Raw genomic sequence first — 18,017 nt, forward strand, 5'->3', positions numbered from 1 at the left:
ATCTACTCAAATGAGAATCAAAAACATTTACTGGTCGGGTTCAGTTTAGTCCCAAATGGGAATGATTCCTATTTAGCAGTGCTGGCACCGACCCGGGAGGTCGGCGCCAGCCACAATTTCCCGCTATTGCTGGGTCTGCGGACCACCAAGACGGCGGATACCCGTCGCCTGGGTCGCATCGCGGATCTCGCCCACCAACTGCTCGATCACGTCCTCAAGGAACAACACGCCCTGTGTGGCGCCTCCAGGTCCAACCACACGGGCCAGATGCGATCCGGTGCGCTGCATCACAGACATCGCCTGCTCAATCTCATCCTCAGGGGACAGGTTCGCCAGGGAACGGATCCGCCCCTCGGCAATCGGATGGCGGCGACCCTCCTCAGGTATGGAGAGGATGTCCTTGACGTGCAGGTATCCGGCAAGTTCGCCGTCGTCGTCCACCATGGGGAACCGTGAGAAGCCCGTACGGCTGACCGCCTTTTCCAACTCGACGGGAGTCGACGCTGTCCTCAGGACCACCAGCTTGTCCAACGGAACCATGATGTGCGACGCCGTGTGTTCAGAGAACTCCAGGGCACCGCTGAGCAAGCCGGCGTCATCGTCCACCAGGCCATGCCGCGTGGATTCCTGCACAATCGACTGGACTTCCTCAAGGGTGAACGAAGACGACACTTCATCCTTGGGCTCGATCTTCATCAATCGGAGGATGTGGTTTGCAAGCCAGTTGAGGGTCCAGATCACCGGTTTGACCATGCGGCCGATAAACACCAACGGCGGCGCCAACAGCAGTGCCGCCTTGTCCGCCACGGATACCGAGATGTTCTTGGGGACCATCTCTCCGAACGTCACATGCAGGAACGTGACAAAGAGGAGGGCAATGGCAAAGGCGATAACATCCGCCAGCTCCATCGGGACGCCAACCATTTCAAGGGGCTCCGCCAACAGGTGATGGATGGCGGGCTCGGCAACCTGAAGAATCAAGAGCGAGCATACTGTGATGCCCAACTGCGCGCAGGCCAGCATCAGGGAGACACTTTCCATGGCCCGCAGCGTAGTCTGCGCCCGCTTTGATCCAGCTTGCGCCAAAGGCTCAATCTGGCTGCGGCGTGCGGACATGACCGCGAATTCCGCACCCACGAAGAAAGCATTGCCGATCAAAAGAACCACGAGCCAGGCAATTCCCGCCCAGTCACTCATACGGCACCTGCTTCGTGGCGGTCATTCTGCGTGTCCTCAAGCGTCGCTTCATCTTCTTCAATGTGGTGGAAGCAGATCCGGTCAATTCTCCGACCGTCCATCCGGGTCACGGTCAGCGTGCCGCCGCCGGCCTCCACCACATCACCAACTTTCGCGATGCGCCCAAGCTTGCTCATCACATAACCGCCAACAGTTTCGTAGGCGGCCTCATCGGGAACAGTCAGGTTGGGGATTTGTTCGGACACCTCATCCGGCCTCAGCAGGCCAGGAAAGTACCAGTCGCCGGATGCGCTCTGCAAAAGGCCGGGCCGGACCTTGTCGTGTTCATCGGAAACCTCCCCCACGATTTCCTCAACCAGATCTTCCAGGGTTGCTATCCCTGCAGTGCCACCATATTCATCCAGAACGACAGCCAGTTGCAGGTTTCCTTCGCGCAGTTCGGAGAGTAGGGCATCCAAATGTATGGTCTCGGGAACGCGAAGTACGTCCGTCATGATCGCCCCGGCCTGAAGCTTCGCCCGACGATCGGCAGGCACAGCCACTGCTTTCTTGATGTGGACCACGCCGCGGATGTCGTCAGCCGAATCACCAATCACCGGGAAACGGGAGTATCCGGTTCGCCGCGCGGCGTCGAGGATGTCGCTCACAGGCTGGTCGGCATCAATCGTTTCCATCCGGATGCGCGGCGTCATGACGTCCGCTGCAGTGCGGCCCGAGAAATTCAAGGTTCTCGCCACAAAGTTTGCTGTGCCTGCGTCCAGTGTGCCGAGCTCCGCGGAACGCCGGACCAGTGAAGCCAGCTCGGCGGGAGTCCGGGCTCCCGAGATTTCCTCTTTCGCTTCAAGCCCAAACAAGTTCAGTACCTTGTTGGAGAAGCCGTTCAGCACCACGATGGCCGGCTTGAAGACCGCCGTGAAAATCAGTTGTGGCCTGGCAAGCTTCCTGCCCAGCGGGAATGCAAGGGCGATGGCCATATTCTTGGGTACCAGCTCGCCCAGGAGCATCGACAACAAAGTGGCGAAGGCCATTGCGAGAACAAGGGCTATGGAATGTGCGACCTCCGGACTGAGGCCCAGCAGGCCCAGCGGCCCCACCAGGAGCTGCCCCACAGATGGCTCCATAACGAAACCCGTCAAGAGCGTGGTCAGCGTGATGCCAAGTTGGCAGCTGGAAAGTTGGGTGGACAGGGACTTCAAGCACTTCAGCAGCGGAGCTGCGCCGTGGTCGCCGTTGTCAACTGCGCGCTGAACGCTCGCCTGGTCCAGGGCAACGAGGGAAAACTCAACTGCTACAAAAAAGCCGGTGCCAAGAATCAGGGCAAAGCCGGCAAGGAGGAGAAACCATTCCACTTAGCGCTTCCCTCCAAGGGCAGGCGCTTGCAGTGCGGAACTTGCCCCCAAAGGGGAGATTCGCCCCGGCGGAGGCTGATCGGGTGCCGCAGACGCATGGTCCGTGGCACCACCGGCTTGGAAAGCCGGCGCGTGATGGGCATGTGAACGGGTGTTGCCGGCTCGAGGGGCGCGCTGTGCGGAGTTGCCTGATCGGCTCCCCCGACAGTTCCCAGGCCGGCACCTAGATTTACTGTCCATAAGGGTTTCAGTCTACAGGGCAGGTACTGCGGGCCCATGCAGTGGTGACGCGCTGAAGGAAAAATGGGTGCCTGGGCATTACGTCGGCCTCAACATGATTTAGGTCACCACTATTGGCAGTTAACCAACGATCCTAACTAGACTGACAAAGGTCTGAGTTCGCGGGACCCGGACCCTGGTGCATTGTTGCGGAAAAGCAACCTTGGCCAGCGGGAAATCAAAACTCATGGAAGAGGCGTATTTCAAGTGCCAGAGCAGCCCAGCCACCGTCTACCAGAGGAATTTGGCGGAAACGAGTGGCTCGTTGACGAACTGTACGAGCGGTACCAGCAGGACAAGAATTCGGTCGACGCCAAGTGGTGGCCGCTCTTCGAATCCTTCGATACCGGTGACGGCACTTCTTCCAACGGAACCTCCGCAGCCACAGCCGCTGCCAATCCCCCCACCCAAGTTCTTCCCGTCGTAGCTCCGGCTGAAGCGGCACCGGCACCGGCGCCGGCCGCCCCCGAAGCTGCCCCGGCCACCACCCCTGCAACCGCTGCCCCTGCTGAAGCAGCAGCCCCGGCTCCGGCGAAGAAAGCCCCCGCCACGGTTGCCAAGGACGGAGCAAAGAAGCCCGTCGGCGGCAATGCCGCACAGCCGATTCCTGCCCAGCTGCCCAAGAGCACCAAGGCTCCCACCGCTCCCGAGGAAGACGTCGTTTCCGTCCTCCGCGGACCGGCCAAGGCCATCGCTACCAACATGGTGACCAGCCTTGAGGTGCCTACGGCCACGAGTGTCCGGGCAGTTCCTGCCAAGCTGCTGATCGACAACCGCGTTGTCATCAACTCCAACCTTGCACGTGCCCGCGGCGGCAAGGTGTCCTTCACCCACCTCATTGGCTACGCGGTTGTGCGCGCGCTCTCCCAGTTCCCGTCAATGAACGTCTACTACGACGAAATTGATGGCAAGCCGAGCGCTGTCCAGCCCGCCCATGTCAACTTTGGCATCGCCATTGACATGCCCAAGCCCGATGGCACCCGCCTCCTGATGGTTCCCAACATCAAGAAGGCCGAGACCATGGACTTTGCCGAGTTCTGGCACACCTACGAGGACCTCATCAAGCGGGCCCGCAACGGCAAGCTCACGGCAGATGACCACGCCGGCACCACGGTCTCCCTGACCAACCCCGGCGGCATCGGCACGGTTCACTCAGTACCACGTCTCTCCAAGGGACAGGCAGCCATCATCGGCGTCGGCGCCCTTGACTACCCGGCCGAGTTCCAGGGTGCCAGCGAGAAGATCATCGCCCAGAACGCCATCAGCAAGATCCTCACGCTGACCTCCACCTACGACCACCGGGTCATCCAGGGCGCAGGCAGCGGCGAGTTCCTCAAGCTCGTCCACCAGCTCCTCCTTGGTGCGCAGAACTTCTACGACGAAATCTTTGAAGCCCTCCGCATTCCGTACGAACCCGTCCGTTGGAGCCCTGACCTCCAGGTAGACCCTGCAGATGAGATCAACAAGGTTGCCCGCATCCAGCAGCTCATCCACTCCTACCGTGTGCGTGGCCACCTCATGGCAGACACGGATCCCCTGGAATACGTACAGCGCAAGCACCCTGACCTTGATGTCCTGACCTACGGCCTCACGCTCTGGGACCTGGACCGCGAATGGCCCACAGGTGGCTTCGGCGGCAAGCCGCAGCTGAAGTTCCGCGACATCCTTGGTGTACTGCGGGATGCCTACTGCCGCACCACAGGCATCGAGTACATGCACATCCAGGAGCCTGCGGAGCGTAAGTGGTTCCAGGACCAGCTGGAGCACCCGTACTCCAAGCCGAGTCGGGAAGAGCAGCTGCGCATCGTTTCAAAACTCAATGCAGCCGAGGCTTTCGAGACCTTCCTCCAGACCAAGTTCGTCGGGCAGAAGCGCTTCTCCCTCGAAGGCGGCGAGTCACTTATTCCGCTCCTTGACGCTGTCATCTCGGACGCTGCCGACGACGGCCTGGACGAAGTCGCGATCGGCATGGCCCACCGTGGCCGCCTGAACGTGCTCACCAACATCGCAGGCAAGACCTACGCACAGGTGTTCCGTGAATTCGAAGGAACGCAGGACCCGCGCTCTGTCCAAGGGTCCGGCGATGTGAAGTACCACCTCGGTACTGAAGGCACCTTTACCTCGGACAACGGCAAGCAGACGAAGGTCTACCTCGCCGCCAACCCGTCCCACCTTGAAGCAGTCGACTCCGTGCTCGAGGGCATCGTCCGCGCCAAGCAGGACCGCCTGGACCAAGGGGAGTCCTTCCCGGTCCTGCCGATCATGGTTCACGGTGACGCTGCCTTCGCAGGCCAAGGTGTTGTTGCTGAGACCCTCAACCTTTCCCAGCTGCGTGGTTACCGCACGGGTGGCACCATCCACGTGATTGTGAACAACCAGGTTGGCTTCACCACGGCACCGTCCTCTTCGCGTTCGTCCACGTACTCCACGGATGTTGCCAAGATGATCCAGGCCCCCGTGTTCCACGTGAATGGCGATGACCCCGAAGCCGTGGTGCGTGTTGCGCAGCTCGCCTACGAGTTCCGCCAGCGCTTCCACAAGGACGTTGTCATCGACATGGTGTGCTACCGCCGCCGTGGTCACAACGAGGGTGATGACCCCTCGATGACGCAGCCGCTGATGTACAACCTGATCGAAGCCAAGCGTTCGGTCCGCAAGCTGTACACCGAATCGCTGATCGGCCGTGGCGACATCACCGAGGAAGAAGCCGAGCAGCTGCTCCGCGACTACCAGGAACGCCTTGAGCGGGTCTTTGCTGAGACGCATGCAGCGCAGACCTCCCCCATCCCGATCATCACGGCTGACTCTGCTGCTGTCTCGGACATCGAGCGCCCGATTGCCCAGCAGGCGGACTTCGGAACCAACTCACCGGCTTCCACGGCCATCTCCCCCGAGACCCTTGCCCGCATCGGCAAGGCCCACCTGGAGATCCCGGAGGGCTTCACGGTTCACTCCAAGCTCAAGCAGCTCCTGGAGAAGCGTGAGCAAATGTCCCGTGAAGGCGGCATTGACTGGGGCTTTGGCGAGATCGCGGCCTTCGGGTCGCTGATCATGGAGGGCGTCCCCGTCCGGCTGGCCGGCCAGGACTCGCGCCGCGGTACCTTCGTGCAGCGTCACGCAGTGTTCCACGACCGCGCGAATGGCAATGAGTGGCTGCCCCTGGGCAACCTCTCGGACAACCAGGCCAAGCTGTGGATCTATGACTCCCTGCTGTCCGAATATGCGGCCATGGGCTTTGAATACGGATACTCGGTGGAGCGCCCCGACGCCCTCGTGCTGTGGGAAGCCCAGTTCGGTGACTTCGTCAACGGTGCGCAGACCATCATCGACGAATTCATTTCCTCCGCTGAGCAGAAGTGGGGACAGCGTTCCTCGCTCGTGCTGATGCTGCCGCACGGCTACGAAGGCCAAGGTCCTGACCACTCATCTGCACGCATCGAGCGGTTCCTGCAGCTCTGTGCAGAGGACAACATGATCGTCGCCAACCCCACCACGGCAGCGTCCCACTTCCACCTGCTGCGTCGCCAGGCTTACAGCCGTCCCCGCAAGCCGTTGATCATCTTCACGCCGAAGCAGTTGCTGCGCCTCAAGGGCGCCGCGTCCGCCGTCGAGGACTTCACTACCGGCGGGTTCAGGCCAGTCATCAGCGATCCCGAGGTAGAGGCTGCAAACGTGGACCGGGTCATCCTGGTCTCCGGCCGCCTGTACTACGACCTCCTGTCCAACCGACAGAAGTCCGGGGACACCTCGACTGCCATCATCCGCGTGGAGCAGCTGTACCCGCTGCCGAAGGCCGAAATTGATGCAGAGCTCGCCAAGTACCCGAACGCTGACATCGTCTGGGCCCAGGACGAGCCCGCCAACCAGGGTCCGTGGCCGTTCATGGGCCTGAACCTAGCACCGGAGCTGGATCGCAAACTCCGCCTCGTGTCGCGTCCGGCATCTGCGTCCACCGCCGCAGGCTCCATGAAGCGTCACGCTGCTGAGCAGGATGCCTTGATCAAGCAGGCGTTCGAACGCAAGTAGCCAAGAAACTGCCCGGCTGGAGGTGCTGTCAATGCACTTCCAGCCGGGCAGTTCTGTTTAATGGGACAGGTACCCGGTTCATCAAGCCGGCCGCAGATCCAAAAGCCGTGCAAGGACCGTAACGAGTGTGAAGAGGTAACCGTGGAAGACAGGAAGCTGCGTATCGCGGCTGTAGGAGATGAATTGCTCGCCGGCTTGGGTGACCCCCGCGCCTTGGGCTGGCTCGGAAGAGTGCTGGCCCGCACGCCCCAGGACACCGTCGTGGTGGAAAGCTTCTCACTCCCCTGCCCCATGGAAGGCACCGAGGGACTGGCCTCGCGATGGCAGGACGAAGCCGGCCGCCGTTTCAGCGACTCGCACGAGAACCGATTGGTCATAGGACTCTCCGGCCGTGACCTGGAGTTCGGGCTTTCCACGGCACGCAGCCGGTTGAACCTGGCCAATATCCTTGATGGGGCCTCGCACAGTGGCGTTGAAGTGTTCGTGGTGGGCCCGCCACCCACTCTCGATCCCGCGCGCAACAAACGCCTGGCCGATTTGAACACAGCATTTGCCGATGTCACCACCCGCCGCAACCACCACTACGTTGACACTTTCTCTCCATTGCTGAACCACGAGCAATGGAGGACGGACCTCGCAGCCAATGGAGGGACACCCGGACAGGCTGGCTACGGATTGATCGCGTGGCTCGTGCTGCACCGCGGCTGGTTCCAGTGGCTTAACATCGCCCAGCCGGAGTAGCCCTCCCAGCAAACCATTGCGTTCCCCCTATTCGCGATATATCGTGTTTTCATCAACGCGATATATCGCAATTTGGAGGGATCATGTCTGACGAGCTTTGGACCGTGACCGGCCCACAAACTATTGATGTGGACGATGTCCACTCGCTCAAACTTGGAATAGTCAAGGGAAGGTTCGACGTCGTCAACCACGACGAACCCTTCGTCCGGATCGAGGTCAGCGAAATCAGCGGCGACCCCCTGACCGTCACTCTGGTTAACGGCCGCCTGGAGGTACGCCACCAACTCCAAGGACCACAAGGTTGGTTTCGAAACCTGATGGGTACCGTCAACAACACCAGCACCAACTCCGTTGTAGTCGGGATCGCACTTCCGCACGGAGTGGACGTCGAAGCGGGAACAGTAAACGGCGATGGCATGGTCTCCGGCGTCAAGGGACGGATTCGGCTCAACACAGTTTCGGGCTCGGTCATGGCCGACGACACCAGCGGTGAATTGCACGTCAACACCGTCAGTGGCGAAGTCATAGCCAGAAACCACGACGGCGTCCTGACCGCCAAGAGCGTTTCAGGTGAAGTCACCGCCTCGGGCAAGTTCAAGAACGTCAGGGCAAGCACCGTGAGCGGTGACCTCAGCTTCGACCTTCACGACTACACCAACGACCTCGGAGCCAATTCGGTGTCAGGGGACCTCACCATCCGGCTGCCGCACGACGTCGGCCTGGACATCGTTGCCAAGTCCGCCAGCGGGACCGTCATCATTGATGACCAGATGTATGCCCAACCCGGAAGCAAGGTGCAGACCATCGTCGGTCCGGATGAGAGGCTCATGCTGGTGCGGACCAACACAGTCTCCGGCAAGACTTACATCATGCATGGCACGGCGCCAGCCTCGGGAAATGACCACCCGGTGCCTGGGGAGGCGGGTCTCTGATGCCTCCTGTTTTTGCGCATGGCGCCCTGCGCTTGTACCTTCTGGCGCTGCTTGAGTCAGGACCCAAGCACGGATACGAGCTGATCAAGGCCCTGGGTGACCGGTTCGGCGGCACCTACTCCCCCAGCGCCGGGACGATCTATCCTCGTCTTGGGAAACTGGAAGAGGAAGGCCTTGTAGCTACAGAGACCGAGGGCCGCCGCACCAAGTACTTCATCACCGAAGCAGGACTGGCGGAGCTGAACCGACGGCGGCAGGAGCTTGCCGACGTCGAGGATAATATCTCAGCCTCCGTGCGTCGACTGGCCGACAACCTTCGGGAAGACATTAGAACCAACATGCGTGGCCTGAAGGCGGATCTCGCCGCTACGGCTGAGGCCGCGCGCTCCACTGCGACGGCCGCCACCTTCCAAAGCAGGACGGCGGGCTTTTCCCCTGAGGGTCACCGAATGCTCAAAGAGGCCGAGCTCCTGGTCCAATCATTCCGCGATGACATCCGCGTGGAGTTGCGTCAACACAGCGCCTCGCACCCGCTGAATCCCGTAACCCTTGAGACAGTGCGCGCAGTGTTGGACCAAGCCCGCATCTCAATCAGGAATTCGCTGCGGAGCTGACAGTCGTCCAACCCGGTTCGCGAGCGAACGCCCGGATGTGCGAAACTGGAGGGCAGCTCTATTGAGTATCAATCATCGAAGGAGGCCAGCTATGAGCAAGCGTGCACGTAAGCGTCGTGACCGTAAGCGCGGCGGCGCGAACCACGGCAAGCGTCCCAACACCTAAGCCATCGGCTTAGCGTCAAGGCTTAACAGCAAGGGCCCCGGAAACCATTCGGTTTCCGGGGCCCTTGGCGTTTGGGCGCTTTACCTGGCCCCATTGCTGGAACAGCGGCGTTGGATCAGGCCTCCACCGGCTTGATGGAGTGGATCCGGTCAAGTATCGAGTTCTTGAGGTTCTCCGGCGCGGACTCCGTGCACGAGCGCTTGACCATGGTGCGGATCAGGCACTCAAGGTCATACTGCTCAGCACATTCCTCGCAGGTGTCCAAGTGCTGCTTGATTTCTGTGAGGTCCTCGCGCGTCAGTGCGCCGTCGAGGTACTCATAGATCCGCTGCATCCGTGTATCGTCGCAATCGCCCAATCCCTGGCAGTCGCTCATTGCTCTTTCTCCTGATTGTTGCTCCCGGCCGCAGCCTGGTCTTCGGTGTGGGCCTTGAAGCCCCGTTCTGCGGCGTAATCCGCCAGCATGTCCCGCAGCATCTTGCGGCCGCGGTGCAACCGCGACATGACTGTGCCGATCGGGGTGTTCATGATTTCGGAAATCTGCTTGTAGGCATATCCCTCGACGTCGGCGAAGTACACAGCCAACCGGAATTCCTCCGGGATGGCCTGCAACGCGCTCTTGACGTCGGAATCGGGCAGGTGGTCCAAGGCTTCAGCCTCTGCGGAGCGCAACCCCGACGAGGTGTGCGATTCCGCCTTTGCCAGCTGCCAATCCTCAATCGTGTCCGAGTTGGACTGCAGCGGTTCACGCTGCCGCTTCCGATAGAGGTTGATGTAGGTATTCGTCAGGATCCGGTATAGCCAAGCCTTGAGGTTGGTCCCCGGCTTGTACTGGTGGAAAGCCGAAAACGCCTTGGTGTAAGCCTCTTGGACGAGGTCTTCGGCATCGGAGGGATTCCGCGCCATCCTCATTGCCGCTGAATACAGCTGGTCCACGTACTGCATGGCGTCGCGCTCGAAGCGCTCCCGCCGCTGTTCGGGAGTTTCCGTGGCGAGATCGACGTCGGCCGGTGCCGATGCGTCTGCTGCGCCGTCCTCCGGGGACGGGTCGGCTGCTTCGTACATGGCCGCTGCGGCCGGTTCAATGGTGCTCATCGTTGCCAAGTCTACTGTCAGCTTCCGGGAATCCGGCTGCGCAGGATACCCGGGCTCCAGGAGACCCACACGGTCCCTAACCAAGGTCAAAAAACCAACTCCGTTCAGCGAAGCGGCAACGCCTTGCCGCGGCCCGGTCTTCACCGTTCCTCTTGTTCACAACGGCAGCCGCTGGGTAAATATTCCGCAAAGATGCAAGACTAGAGCAGACTGCACCCCTTGAACACAGCACGTATTGAATATCGTCATGAATATCGTGGCAAGCCATCCAGGAGGCAAGACATGTCTGTTATCCGTTTTCTCGCGCGGCCGATGCTCGCGTCCAGCTTCGTCATTGCAGGTCTCGACAAGCTCAAGAACGCGGACGACACTGCGAAGCAACTGTCGCCGGTCCTTCGCCGTGCATCGGAGTCACTGCCCTTCCCGACAGATGAGAAGGTCCTGGCCCGCGTTATCGGCGGCGCACAACTGGGTGCAGGCGCCCTGCTCGGCCTCGGCAAGTTCTCCCGCTTCGCGGCAACGGTTCTGGCGTTGACGTCGGCACTGAACTCCTACGTGGAGTGGCGCTCAGCCGACATCAGCACCAAGGACGGCCGGAGCGCACGCCGGGCCCAACTCCTGAAGAACATTTCCCTTACCGGCGGCGTTTTGTTGGCTTCTGTCGATACTGAAGGCCGCCCCAGCCTCGCATGGCGGGCCGAACATCTGGCTGCCGACGCCAGGAAGGTCACGGGCAAGCAGCTCAAACGGGCAGACAAAGCAGTACGCAAGGCCGTTGACAACGCAGTTGGAGCATAAGGAAGCATGACAGGTACCACCGCATCAAGCACGGGTTCAACACACTCCGTCGAAACCCTGCCCCTTTGGGCGGCTCCGTACGCCACCAAGCCAGTGGATGCCACAGTGACGGTGCCGGGCTCAAAATCGCTCACCAACCGTTTCCTGGTCCTTGCAGCATTGGCCGACGGCCCTTCCCGGCTGCGAGCCCCCCTTCACTCCCGCGATTCCGTGCTGATGATTCAGGCGCTCAGGCAACTGGGCGCCACCGTTACCGAGGTACCCGGCGACGGCGATTATGGACCGGACCTTGAGATCACGCCCATGGATCCTTCAGCTTCGGGGGCGGCGACTTCCATCGATTGCGGCCTTGCCGGTACGGTCATGCGCTTCGTTCCACCTTTAGCTGCGCTACGCAATGGTCCAACCCTGTTCGACGGCGATCCCCATGCCCGGAAGCGGCCCATGGGGACCATCATCGAAGCACTGCTCGCTCTCGGAGTTCCTGTCGCCACCGAAGGCGGCAGGACGCCGTCGGCCCTTCCCTTCTCGGTGGATGGCACTGGCGAGGTTCGGGGTGGCCACCTGGTGATCGATGCCAGCGCATCGTCCCAGTTCGTCTCGGCCTTGCTGCTGGTGGGCGCCCGGTTCACCGAAGGCCTTCATCTGGAACACGTCGGCAAGCCGGTTCCCAGCCTGGACCACATCAATATGACCGTTGCCGTCCTTCGTGGAGTCGGCGTCAAGGTGGACGATTCGGTGCCCAACCACTGGCGAGTGGCGCCTGGCCCCATTCATGCCTTCGACCAGCGGATCGAACAGGACCTTTCCAACGCCGGCCCGTTCCTTGCCGCAGCCCTCGCAACCCACGGTACCGTCCGGATCCCCAACTGGCCCACCGAAACCACCCAGGTGGGTGACCTGTGGCGTACCATCCTGGTTGAGATGGGTGCCACCGTGACGCACGAAAACGGTACGCTCACGGTGAAGGGTGGCCCGGAAATCAGAGGCGCCGACTTCGACGAAACCAGTGAGCTCGCGCCCACGGTCGCTGCGCTGTGCGCACTGGCTACAGGTCCTTCACGGCTGACCGGCATCGCGCACCTTCGTGGCCACGAAACCGATCGACTCGCCGCGCTGGCCGCTGAAATCAATCGGCTCGGCGGAGACGCGGAAGAAACAGCTGACGGCCTGATTATCCGCCCGGCCACCCTGCATCCAGGCGTCGTACACAGCTACGCCGACCACCGCATGGCTACGGCGGGGGCTATTTTGGGGCTCGCCGTTCCGGGCGTTCAGGTGGAGGATATCGCCACCACGTCCAAGACGATGCCCGAATTTCCGCAGATGTGGGAGGCCATGCTGCAGCAGGGCACAGGCGACGATGAAACCGTCACCAGTGAGGCCAGCAACTGACCATGGGCCGCGACGCAAGCTCCTGGGACGAATCCGACGTCCGGATCCGTCCGAACAAAAAAGGATCAAGGCCCCGCACCAAAGACCGCCCCAGTCATGATGACGCGGTCATCGGCCGGGTCATCACGGTGGACCGCGGGCGATACACCGCCATCGTTGGGGAAGACTCCTCTGATGAACGCATTATCATCGCTGCACGCGCGCGTGAACTCCGACGAAACCCTGTTGTTCCCGGCGATTTTGTCGCTTTGGTGGGCGATGTATCGGGAGAGCCGGATACCCTTGCCCGATTGGTCCGCATAGAGGAGCGCAGGACGCTGCTCCGGCGCAGCGCTGATGATACCGACCCCATCGAAAGAGTGGTGGTGGCCAACGCAGACCAACTTGTGGTGGTGGTCGCCGCGGCCAATCCGGAGCCCCGAACCGGCTTTATCGACCGCGCCTTGGTTGCAGCCTACGACGCCGGTATCGAGCCCCTGCTGCTCGTCACCAAAGCAGACGTCAAGGACCCTGCCGAGCTGTTGTCCAACTATCTCAGCCTGGACTTTCCCATCATCATCAGCCGTACGGCAGACGATGAAGCGTCCGGCATTGACGCCCGCTCGGACGACGGACTGTCAGCGCGGCTGGACAGCCGCGCCGTTGCCGAATTGCGGGCCCACCTTGATGGAAAAGTGACTGTCATGCTGGGCCATTCGGGCGTCGGCAAGTCCACCATGGTTAATGCCCTCACAGGAGCCGAGCGTGCTACCGGTGGTGTCAACGCCGTCACCGGGCGGGGCCGGCACACGTCGTCGTCGGCGTTGGCCCTGAAGCTGGCAGACGCACCTCCCGGTAGCTGGATCATCGATACACCCGGTATCCGCTCCTTCGGCCTGGCACACGTGGACCCCGACCGCATCGTGCATTCCTTCCCCGATTTGGAACCTGGCACCGAAACTTGCGACCGCGGTTGCAAGCACGATGCCAGCGCCATCAATTGCGGACTTGACGCGTGGGTGAACGAGGGACATGCCGGTCCTTCCGGAGTGGCCCGCTTGTCTTCGCTCCGGCGACTGCTGGGCGCGGACCCGCGTTTGGAAGCGAAAGAGACCAAGGAACTCGGTACCGTCAACTAAGTGTCAGTGCACCACGATCCAACTGCGGGGAACGTTTCACGATAGTTTGGTGGCATGACCCAACCCGTTTCCAGCTACAACGACGACCTGCGACTGGCCCACGTGCTGGCGGATTCCGTGGACGCCCAAACCATGGACCGCTTCAAGGCCTTGGATCTGCAGATCGAGACCAAGCCTGACCTCACGCCCGTGACGGATGCCGACAAGGCTGCGGAAGAAGCCATCCGTGGCCAATTGTCGCGTTCCCGCCCCCGTGACGCCGTCCTCGGCGAGGAGTTCGGCAGCAGCGGCCACGGCTCCCGGCGCTGGATCATCGACCCCATCGACGGAACCAAGAACTTCGTTCGGGGCGTTCCCGTGTGGGCCACCCTGATTGCACTCGTTGACGAAGGCGAGCCGGTCGTTGGGGTTGTCAGCGCTCCCGCGCTGGGCAAGCGTTGGTGGGCAGCAAAGGACATGGGCGCCTATATGGGCCGCTCACTGGCTTCAGCCACCCGGCTCAAGGTGTCAAACGTGTCGCGGTTGGCGGATGCCTCAATGTCATATTCCAGCCTCTCCGGTTGGAAGGAACGCGGCAATCTGGACGAATTCCTGGGGCTGACGGAAGACATCTGGCGCACGCGCGCCTACGGCGACTTCTGGTCCTATTGCCTGGTTGCCGAGGGGGCTGTGGATATCGCCTGCGAGCCAGAGTTGAATCTTTACGATATGGCAGCACTCGTTCCCATTGTGACGGAAGCCGGCGGCCGGTTCACCTCGTTGGAAGGCGAGGACGGCCCCTTCGGCGGCAACGCCCTGGCAACCAACTCCATCCTGCATTCAGAGGTCCTCAAGCGGCTCAACCCTGCCCTGGATGACCTCCTCTGACCCAGCAGCACCAACAAGCAAACAGGCTTTGCACAGAATTTTCGACGGCGGGTGCCTCCTTTTCGGGGCATCCGCCGTCTTTTCTTCGCCCAAAGCCCAGTTTGAAGACCCTTCGTAACAATGTGCTTAACAAAGCGGGCGACTTTGGAACAGGCCAGAGGCGTGACCTAACCTCTTTACAGGTCACGAGTGCCAGCGCTAAACCCCGGTTTGCTGGCCGGCAACCCTCCATTCGCGGTGGGGTGCCCCGGGTGACGACCCGGCCGGTCCGGAACGGATGCGGCAAGCGCGGATCCCCGTAGGGGGTCCCTCTTGAGTGAGGTCCCATGAGCACTGCTACGTTCAACTCCACCGTTCTGACGTCCCTTGTGGTCGAAGAAGCAAGGCACGAAGCCGCTGCAGGCAGGCCCTTGGCCGCCGTCACAGGTGCAGAGCTGCAAGCTCCCCTGATCCAGGGTGGCCACGTCCGCTACGCCAACCTTGACTACGGAGCATCCGCTCCAGCCTTGACAATCGTTTCTGCGTATCTCAACGAGATCCTCCCCTACTACGCCAGTGTCCACCGCGGCGCGGGCTACGCTTCCCAGATCAGCACCTCGGTCTACGAGAATTCCCGCGACATCGTCCGGGAGTTCGTTGGGGGCCGTCCCGACGATTCCGTGATCTTCACCCGGAACACCACGGACTCACTGAACCTGTTGGCGGGCTGCCTCCCTCAGCTGGACGGAAAGCCAACGGGCGAGGTCCTTTACCTGGACATCGAGCACCATGCCAATCTCCTCCCATGGCAGGGTGTCCCTCACCGCAGTGTCGTAGCTGCTTCGACACTGACAGCTACCGTGGCCAAGCTCCGCGAGGAACTCAGCCAAGGCGGCGTGTCGTTGCTGGCGGTCACCGGGGCCTCGAACGTGACCGGTGAAATCCTGCCGATCGCGGAGCTCGCGGCACTTGCGCACGAATACGGAGCCCGGATTGTGGTGGACGCCGCTCAGCTTGCCCCCCACCGCCGCATCGACATCGCCGCAGCAGACGTCGACTACATCGTGTTCTCCGGGCACAAGCTCTACGCTCCGTTCGGCGCCGGTGTTGTTGTGGGTCGTCCTGACTGGCTTGACGCCGGCACTCCCCACCTTGCTGGCGGTGGCGCCGTTCGTGAAGCCCGCTTGGACTCGGTCAGCTGGGCTTCCGGTCCTGCACGCCATGAGGGCGGCTCCCCCAACGTCCTCGGCGCGGCAACACTGGCCCGTGCGACGCAGGTGCTCGCCGACTTGGATCAAGAGGCCTGGCACGCCCATGAAGCTGCCATCCGCTCATACCTCGTACAGGGACTTGAAGCAATCGACGGCGTGACCGTTCACCGGATCTTCAGCGACTCCGAGGACACCATCGGCGTGGTCAACTTCTCCGTGGAAGGATTCGACGCCGGGCTGGTCGCCGCCTACCTCGCCGCCGAACACGGCGTAGGACTTCGTGACGGGCGCTTCTGCGCCCATCCCCTCCTCAAGCGGCTCGGCCTCCCTTCAGGCTCGCTGCGAGCCAGCTTCGGCGTAGGCTCGCGTCTGGAGGATGCCACACGACTGCTCGCTGGTATCGAAGAACTCAAGCGCACGGGTCTGGGTTGGGACTATGTAGTGGATGAGGGCCGATGGGTACCGGCCAATGACCACCGCACCTATCCGGAATGGGCACCAAACACCCCGGGCACCGCAGGGGCTGCACCCTGCACGATCGACTAAACACTGCCACAGTTTGGTCAGCGGTGCCTTGGCCCAGGCCGGGATCATCATTGTCGCCCGTGCGGTAAATTCGTAGGGTAAATGGCGTTCGCGGTAAAGGAGTCAGTGCGTGGCCGTGCGTTCCCCTCGGGATTCCGGCGGAAGTGTTTCCGGCAGCCTTCTTTCCAGCAGCGCTGGCAGGCCGGGTGGTCCCAAGCTGCATGCCACGCGACGCCACGAACTGGGCCAGAGCTTCCAGGACGGCGGCGAACACTACGATCGGGTTCGGCCCGGATATCCCACAGACTCAGTGGATTGGCTTCTTCCTCTTGGAGCGAAATCCGCAGCTGATATTGGTGCAGGCACAGGAAAATTCACCGCGTTGCTCGTGGAACGCGGCCTGCAGGTGGCCGCCGTCGATCCTTCCACAGACATGCTGGAGCAACTTCGAAAGTCCTATCCCGGCGTTGAGGTGTTGGAGGGTACAGCCGAGGCCACAGGGCTGGCGGACTCAGCATTCGACGTCGTCAGCGTTGCCCAAGCATGGCATTGGTGTGACCCGATGAAAGCCAGCAAAGAGATTGCCCGGATCCTCCGTCCCTATGGAGTCCTTGGCCTCATTTGGAACCAGCTGGACACTTCCGTGCCCTGGGTTCACAGGTTGTCACGAATCATGCACGCCGGAGATGTGCACAAGCCCGGTTTCCGGCCAGTTATCGGACCGGAATTCACGGACTTGGAGAGCCATCTCACCAGCTGGGAGGACGCGGTGTCACCGGAGGACATCATGGAGCTCACAAAATCGCGCAGCTACTACCTCCGCGCAAATGAAGCCACCCGCGCAAAGGTCATGGGAAACCTGGAGTGGTACCTCTTCGATCATCTCGGCCATACCCCAGGCCAACTAGTTGGGTTGCCGTACCTGACGACCACCTGGCGGGCACGCAAGATCCACGGCGTCCCGCCACGGTAGGCTTGGTGTGTGAAGACCAGTACGCCCTCCTCCTCGATCGAGGACTACGTTAAGGTCATCTACTCCTATACGGAGTGGCAGGACAAACCCATTACGTCCTCGCAGCTTGCCCTGCGGCTTGGCGTTGCCAATTCCTCGGTGTCTGAAATGGTCCGCAAACTCAAGGACCAAGGCTTGGTGGACCACCAACCCTACAGTGCCATCAGGCTCACTCCGGAGGGCATGCGACTGGCTCTGTCCATGGTCCGGCGGCACCGCCTGATTGAGACTTACCTCGTTGACGAACTCGGTTACAGCTGGGACGAAGTCCATGATGAAGCTGAGATGTTGGAACACGCGGTGTCCGATACCTTCATCGAGCGCATGGCCGCCAAGCTTGGCCATCCCCTCCGGGATCCTCACGGCGACCCGATTCCATCGGCTGACGGATCGGTGGAACTCCCTCACGCGTACCGCATGATCGAATTGGACGAAGGCCACTCAGGCCGCATCACCCGAATCAGCGACGAAAATCCAGATCTTCTTCGCTATCTCGCGTCGGAAGAGATCACCTTGGATGCTCCTGTGGAGGTGGTGGGGCGCAAACCATTCGGCGGAGCCTTGGTGGTCCGGATTGGCAGCGGACCCCAGCGGCGCGAATTCGATCTCGCGGACGAAGTTACAGCGGCACTTTGGGTCCAAAGCGCCGAAGTCCACGAAGGCTGCGTGCTTCCCGCGCGCTGACTGTGCTGCGCTGACTGTGCCGCGTTGAC

Annotated in this window: 16 protein-coding genes and 1 riboswitch; of the genes, 12 read left to right on the forward strand and 4 right to left on the reverse strand. The window is 61.6% G+C overall.

Annotated features, from left to right (window positions below; genetic code table 11):
* Positions 1 to 123: 123 nt before the first annotated feature.
* Complete coding sequence (locus KSW38_RS07620; RefSeq protein WP_216923986.1) at positions 124 to 1,197, reverse strand: hemolysin family protein; 1,074 nt, start codon at positions 1,195 to 1,197, stop codon at positions 124 to 126.
* Entirely contained in the window at positions 1,194 to 2,546 is a 1,353-nt protein-coding gene (locus KSW38_RS07625) for a hemolysin family protein (RefSeq protein WP_216923987.1), read from the reverse strand. The genes KSW38_RS07620 and KSW38_RS07625 overlap by 4 nt, the downstream gene beginning before the upstream one ends.
* A 486-nt stretch (positions 2,547 to 3,032) precedes the next feature.
* Between KSW38_RS07625 and KSW38_RS07630 the strand changes: the two genes are divergently transcribed.
* The 5 genes from KSW38_RS07630 (at position 3,033) to KSW38_RS23810 (ending at position 9,304) form a co-directional block, all read left to right on the forward strand.
* Entirely contained in the window at positions 3,033 to 6,851 is a 3,819-nt protein-coding gene (locus KSW38_RS07630; RefSeq protein WP_216923988.1) for a multifunctional oxoglutarate decarboxylase/oxoglutarate dehydrogenase thiamine pyrophosphate-binding subunit/dihydrolipoyllysine-residue succinyltransferase subunit, read from the forward strand.
* Positions 6,852 to 6,992: 141 nt separating this feature from the next.
* The gene (locus tag KSW38_RS07635) at positions 6,993 to 7,592 is read left to right on the forward strand and encodes a GDSL-type esterase/lipase family protein (protein ID WP_216923989.1); all 600 of its coding nucleotides are present in this window, start codon (positions 6,993 to 6,995) and stop codon (positions 7,590 to 7,592) included.
* An 83-nt stretch (positions 7,593 to 7,675) separates the two neighbouring features.
* Positions 7,676 to 8,524, forward strand: a complete 849-nt coding sequence (locus tag KSW38_RS07640; protein ID WP_216923990.1) for a DUF4097 family beta strand repeat-containing protein — start codon at positions 7,676 to 7,678, stop codon at positions 8,522 to 8,524.
* A complete protein-coding gene (locus KSW38_RS07645; RefSeq protein WP_216923991.1) occupies positions 8,524 to 9,138 on the forward strand; it encodes a PadR family transcriptional regulator in 615 nt (204 codons plus the stop codon). The genes KSW38_RS07640 and KSW38_RS07645 overlap by 1 nt, the downstream gene beginning before the upstream one ends.
* Positions 9,139 to 9,229: 91 nt before the next feature.
* Entirely contained in the window at positions 9,230 to 9,304 is a 75-nt protein-coding gene (locus KSW38_RS23810) for a 50S ribosomal protein bL37 (RefSeq protein ID WP_369299106.1), read from the forward strand.
* 115 nt (positions 9,305 to 9,419) lie between these two features.
* Here the strand turns inward: KSW38_RS23810 and rsrA are convergent, their stop codons facing one another.
* The gene (gene rsrA, locus KSW38_RS07650) at positions 9,420 to 9,680 is read right to left on the reverse strand and encodes a mycothiol system anti-sigma-R factor (RefSeq protein WP_216923992.1); all 261 of its coding nucleotides are present in this window, start codon (positions 9,678 to 9,680) and stop codon (positions 9,420 to 9,422) included.
* Entirely contained in the window at positions 9,677 to 10,489 is an 813-nt protein-coding gene (locus KSW38_RS07655) for a sigma-70 family RNA polymerase sigma factor (RefSeq protein ID WP_305798951.1), read from the reverse strand. Before KSW38_RS07655 ends, rsrA begins: the two co-directional genes overlap by 4 nt.
* Positions 10,490 to 10,681: 192 nt before the next feature.
* Here KSW38_RS07655 and KSW38_RS07660 point away from each other — a divergent pair, with 192 nt between their 5' ends.
* The 7 genes from KSW38_RS07660 to KSW38_RS07690 all read left to right on the forward strand — a co-directional run bounded on the left by KSW38_RS07660 (position 10,682) and on the right by KSW38_RS07690 (position 17,988).
* On the forward strand, positions 10,682 to 11,197 hold the full coding sequence (locus KSW38_RS07660) for a DoxX family membrane protein (RefSeq protein ID WP_216923993.1): 516 nt from the start codon (positions 10,682 to 10,684) through the stop codon (positions 11,195 to 11,197).
* A 6-nt stretch (positions 11,198 to 11,203) separates the two neighbouring features.
* Positions 11,204 to 12,592, forward strand: coding sequence for a 3-phosphoshikimate 1-carboxyvinyltransferase (gene aroA / locus KSW38_RS07665; RefSeq protein ID WP_216923994.1), 1,389 nt, complete (start codon positions 11,204 to 11,206; stop codon positions 12,590 to 12,592).
* 2 nt (positions 12,593 to 12,594) lie between these two features.
* Positions 12,595 to 13,710 carry a ribosome small subunit-dependent GTPase A gene (rsgA, locus tag KSW38_RS07670; protein ID WP_216923995.1) on the forward strand — a complete coding sequence of 372 codons (1,116 nt, stop codon included), beginning with the start codon at positions 12,595 to 12,597 and terminating at the stop codon, positions 13,708 to 13,710.
* 54 nt (positions 13,711 to 13,764) lie between these two features.
* Positions 13,765 to 14,577: a histidinol-phosphatase gene (gene hisN / locus KSW38_RS07675; protein WP_216923996.1), complete on the forward strand. Its 813-nt coding sequence runs from the start codon at positions 13,765 to 13,767 to the stop codon at positions 14,575 to 14,577.
* A gap of 181 nt (positions 14,578 to 14,758) precedes the next feature.
* Positions 14,759 to 14,872: riboswitch (SAM riboswitch) on the forward strand.
* Positions 14,873 to 14,903: 31 nt separating this feature from the next.
* Positions 14,904 to 16,313, forward strand: a complete 1,410-nt coding sequence (locus KSW38_RS07680) for an aminotransferase class V-fold PLP-dependent enzyme (RefSeq protein WP_216923997.1) — start codon at positions 14,904 to 14,906, stop codon at positions 16,311 to 16,313.
* A gap of 196 nt (positions 16,314 to 16,509) precedes the next feature.
* Positions 16,510 to 17,265, forward strand: a complete 756-nt coding sequence (locus KSW38_RS07685; protein WP_254186241.1) for a class I SAM-dependent methyltransferase — start codon at positions 16,510 to 16,512, stop codon at positions 17,263 to 17,265.
* A gap of 9 nt (positions 17,266 to 17,274) precedes the next feature.
* A complete protein-coding gene (locus KSW38_RS07690) occupies positions 17,275 to 17,988 on the forward strand; it encodes a metal-dependent transcriptional regulator (RefSeq protein WP_216923998.1) in 714 nt (237 codons plus the stop codon).
* The last annotated feature ends 29 nt before the right edge of the window (positions 17,989 to 18,017 follow it).

Source organism: Paenarthrobacter aromaticivorans (assembly GCF_019038615.1).
GTDB lineage: Bacteria > Actinomycetota > Actinomycetes > Actinomycetales > Micrococcaceae > Arthrobacter > Arthrobacter aromaticivorans.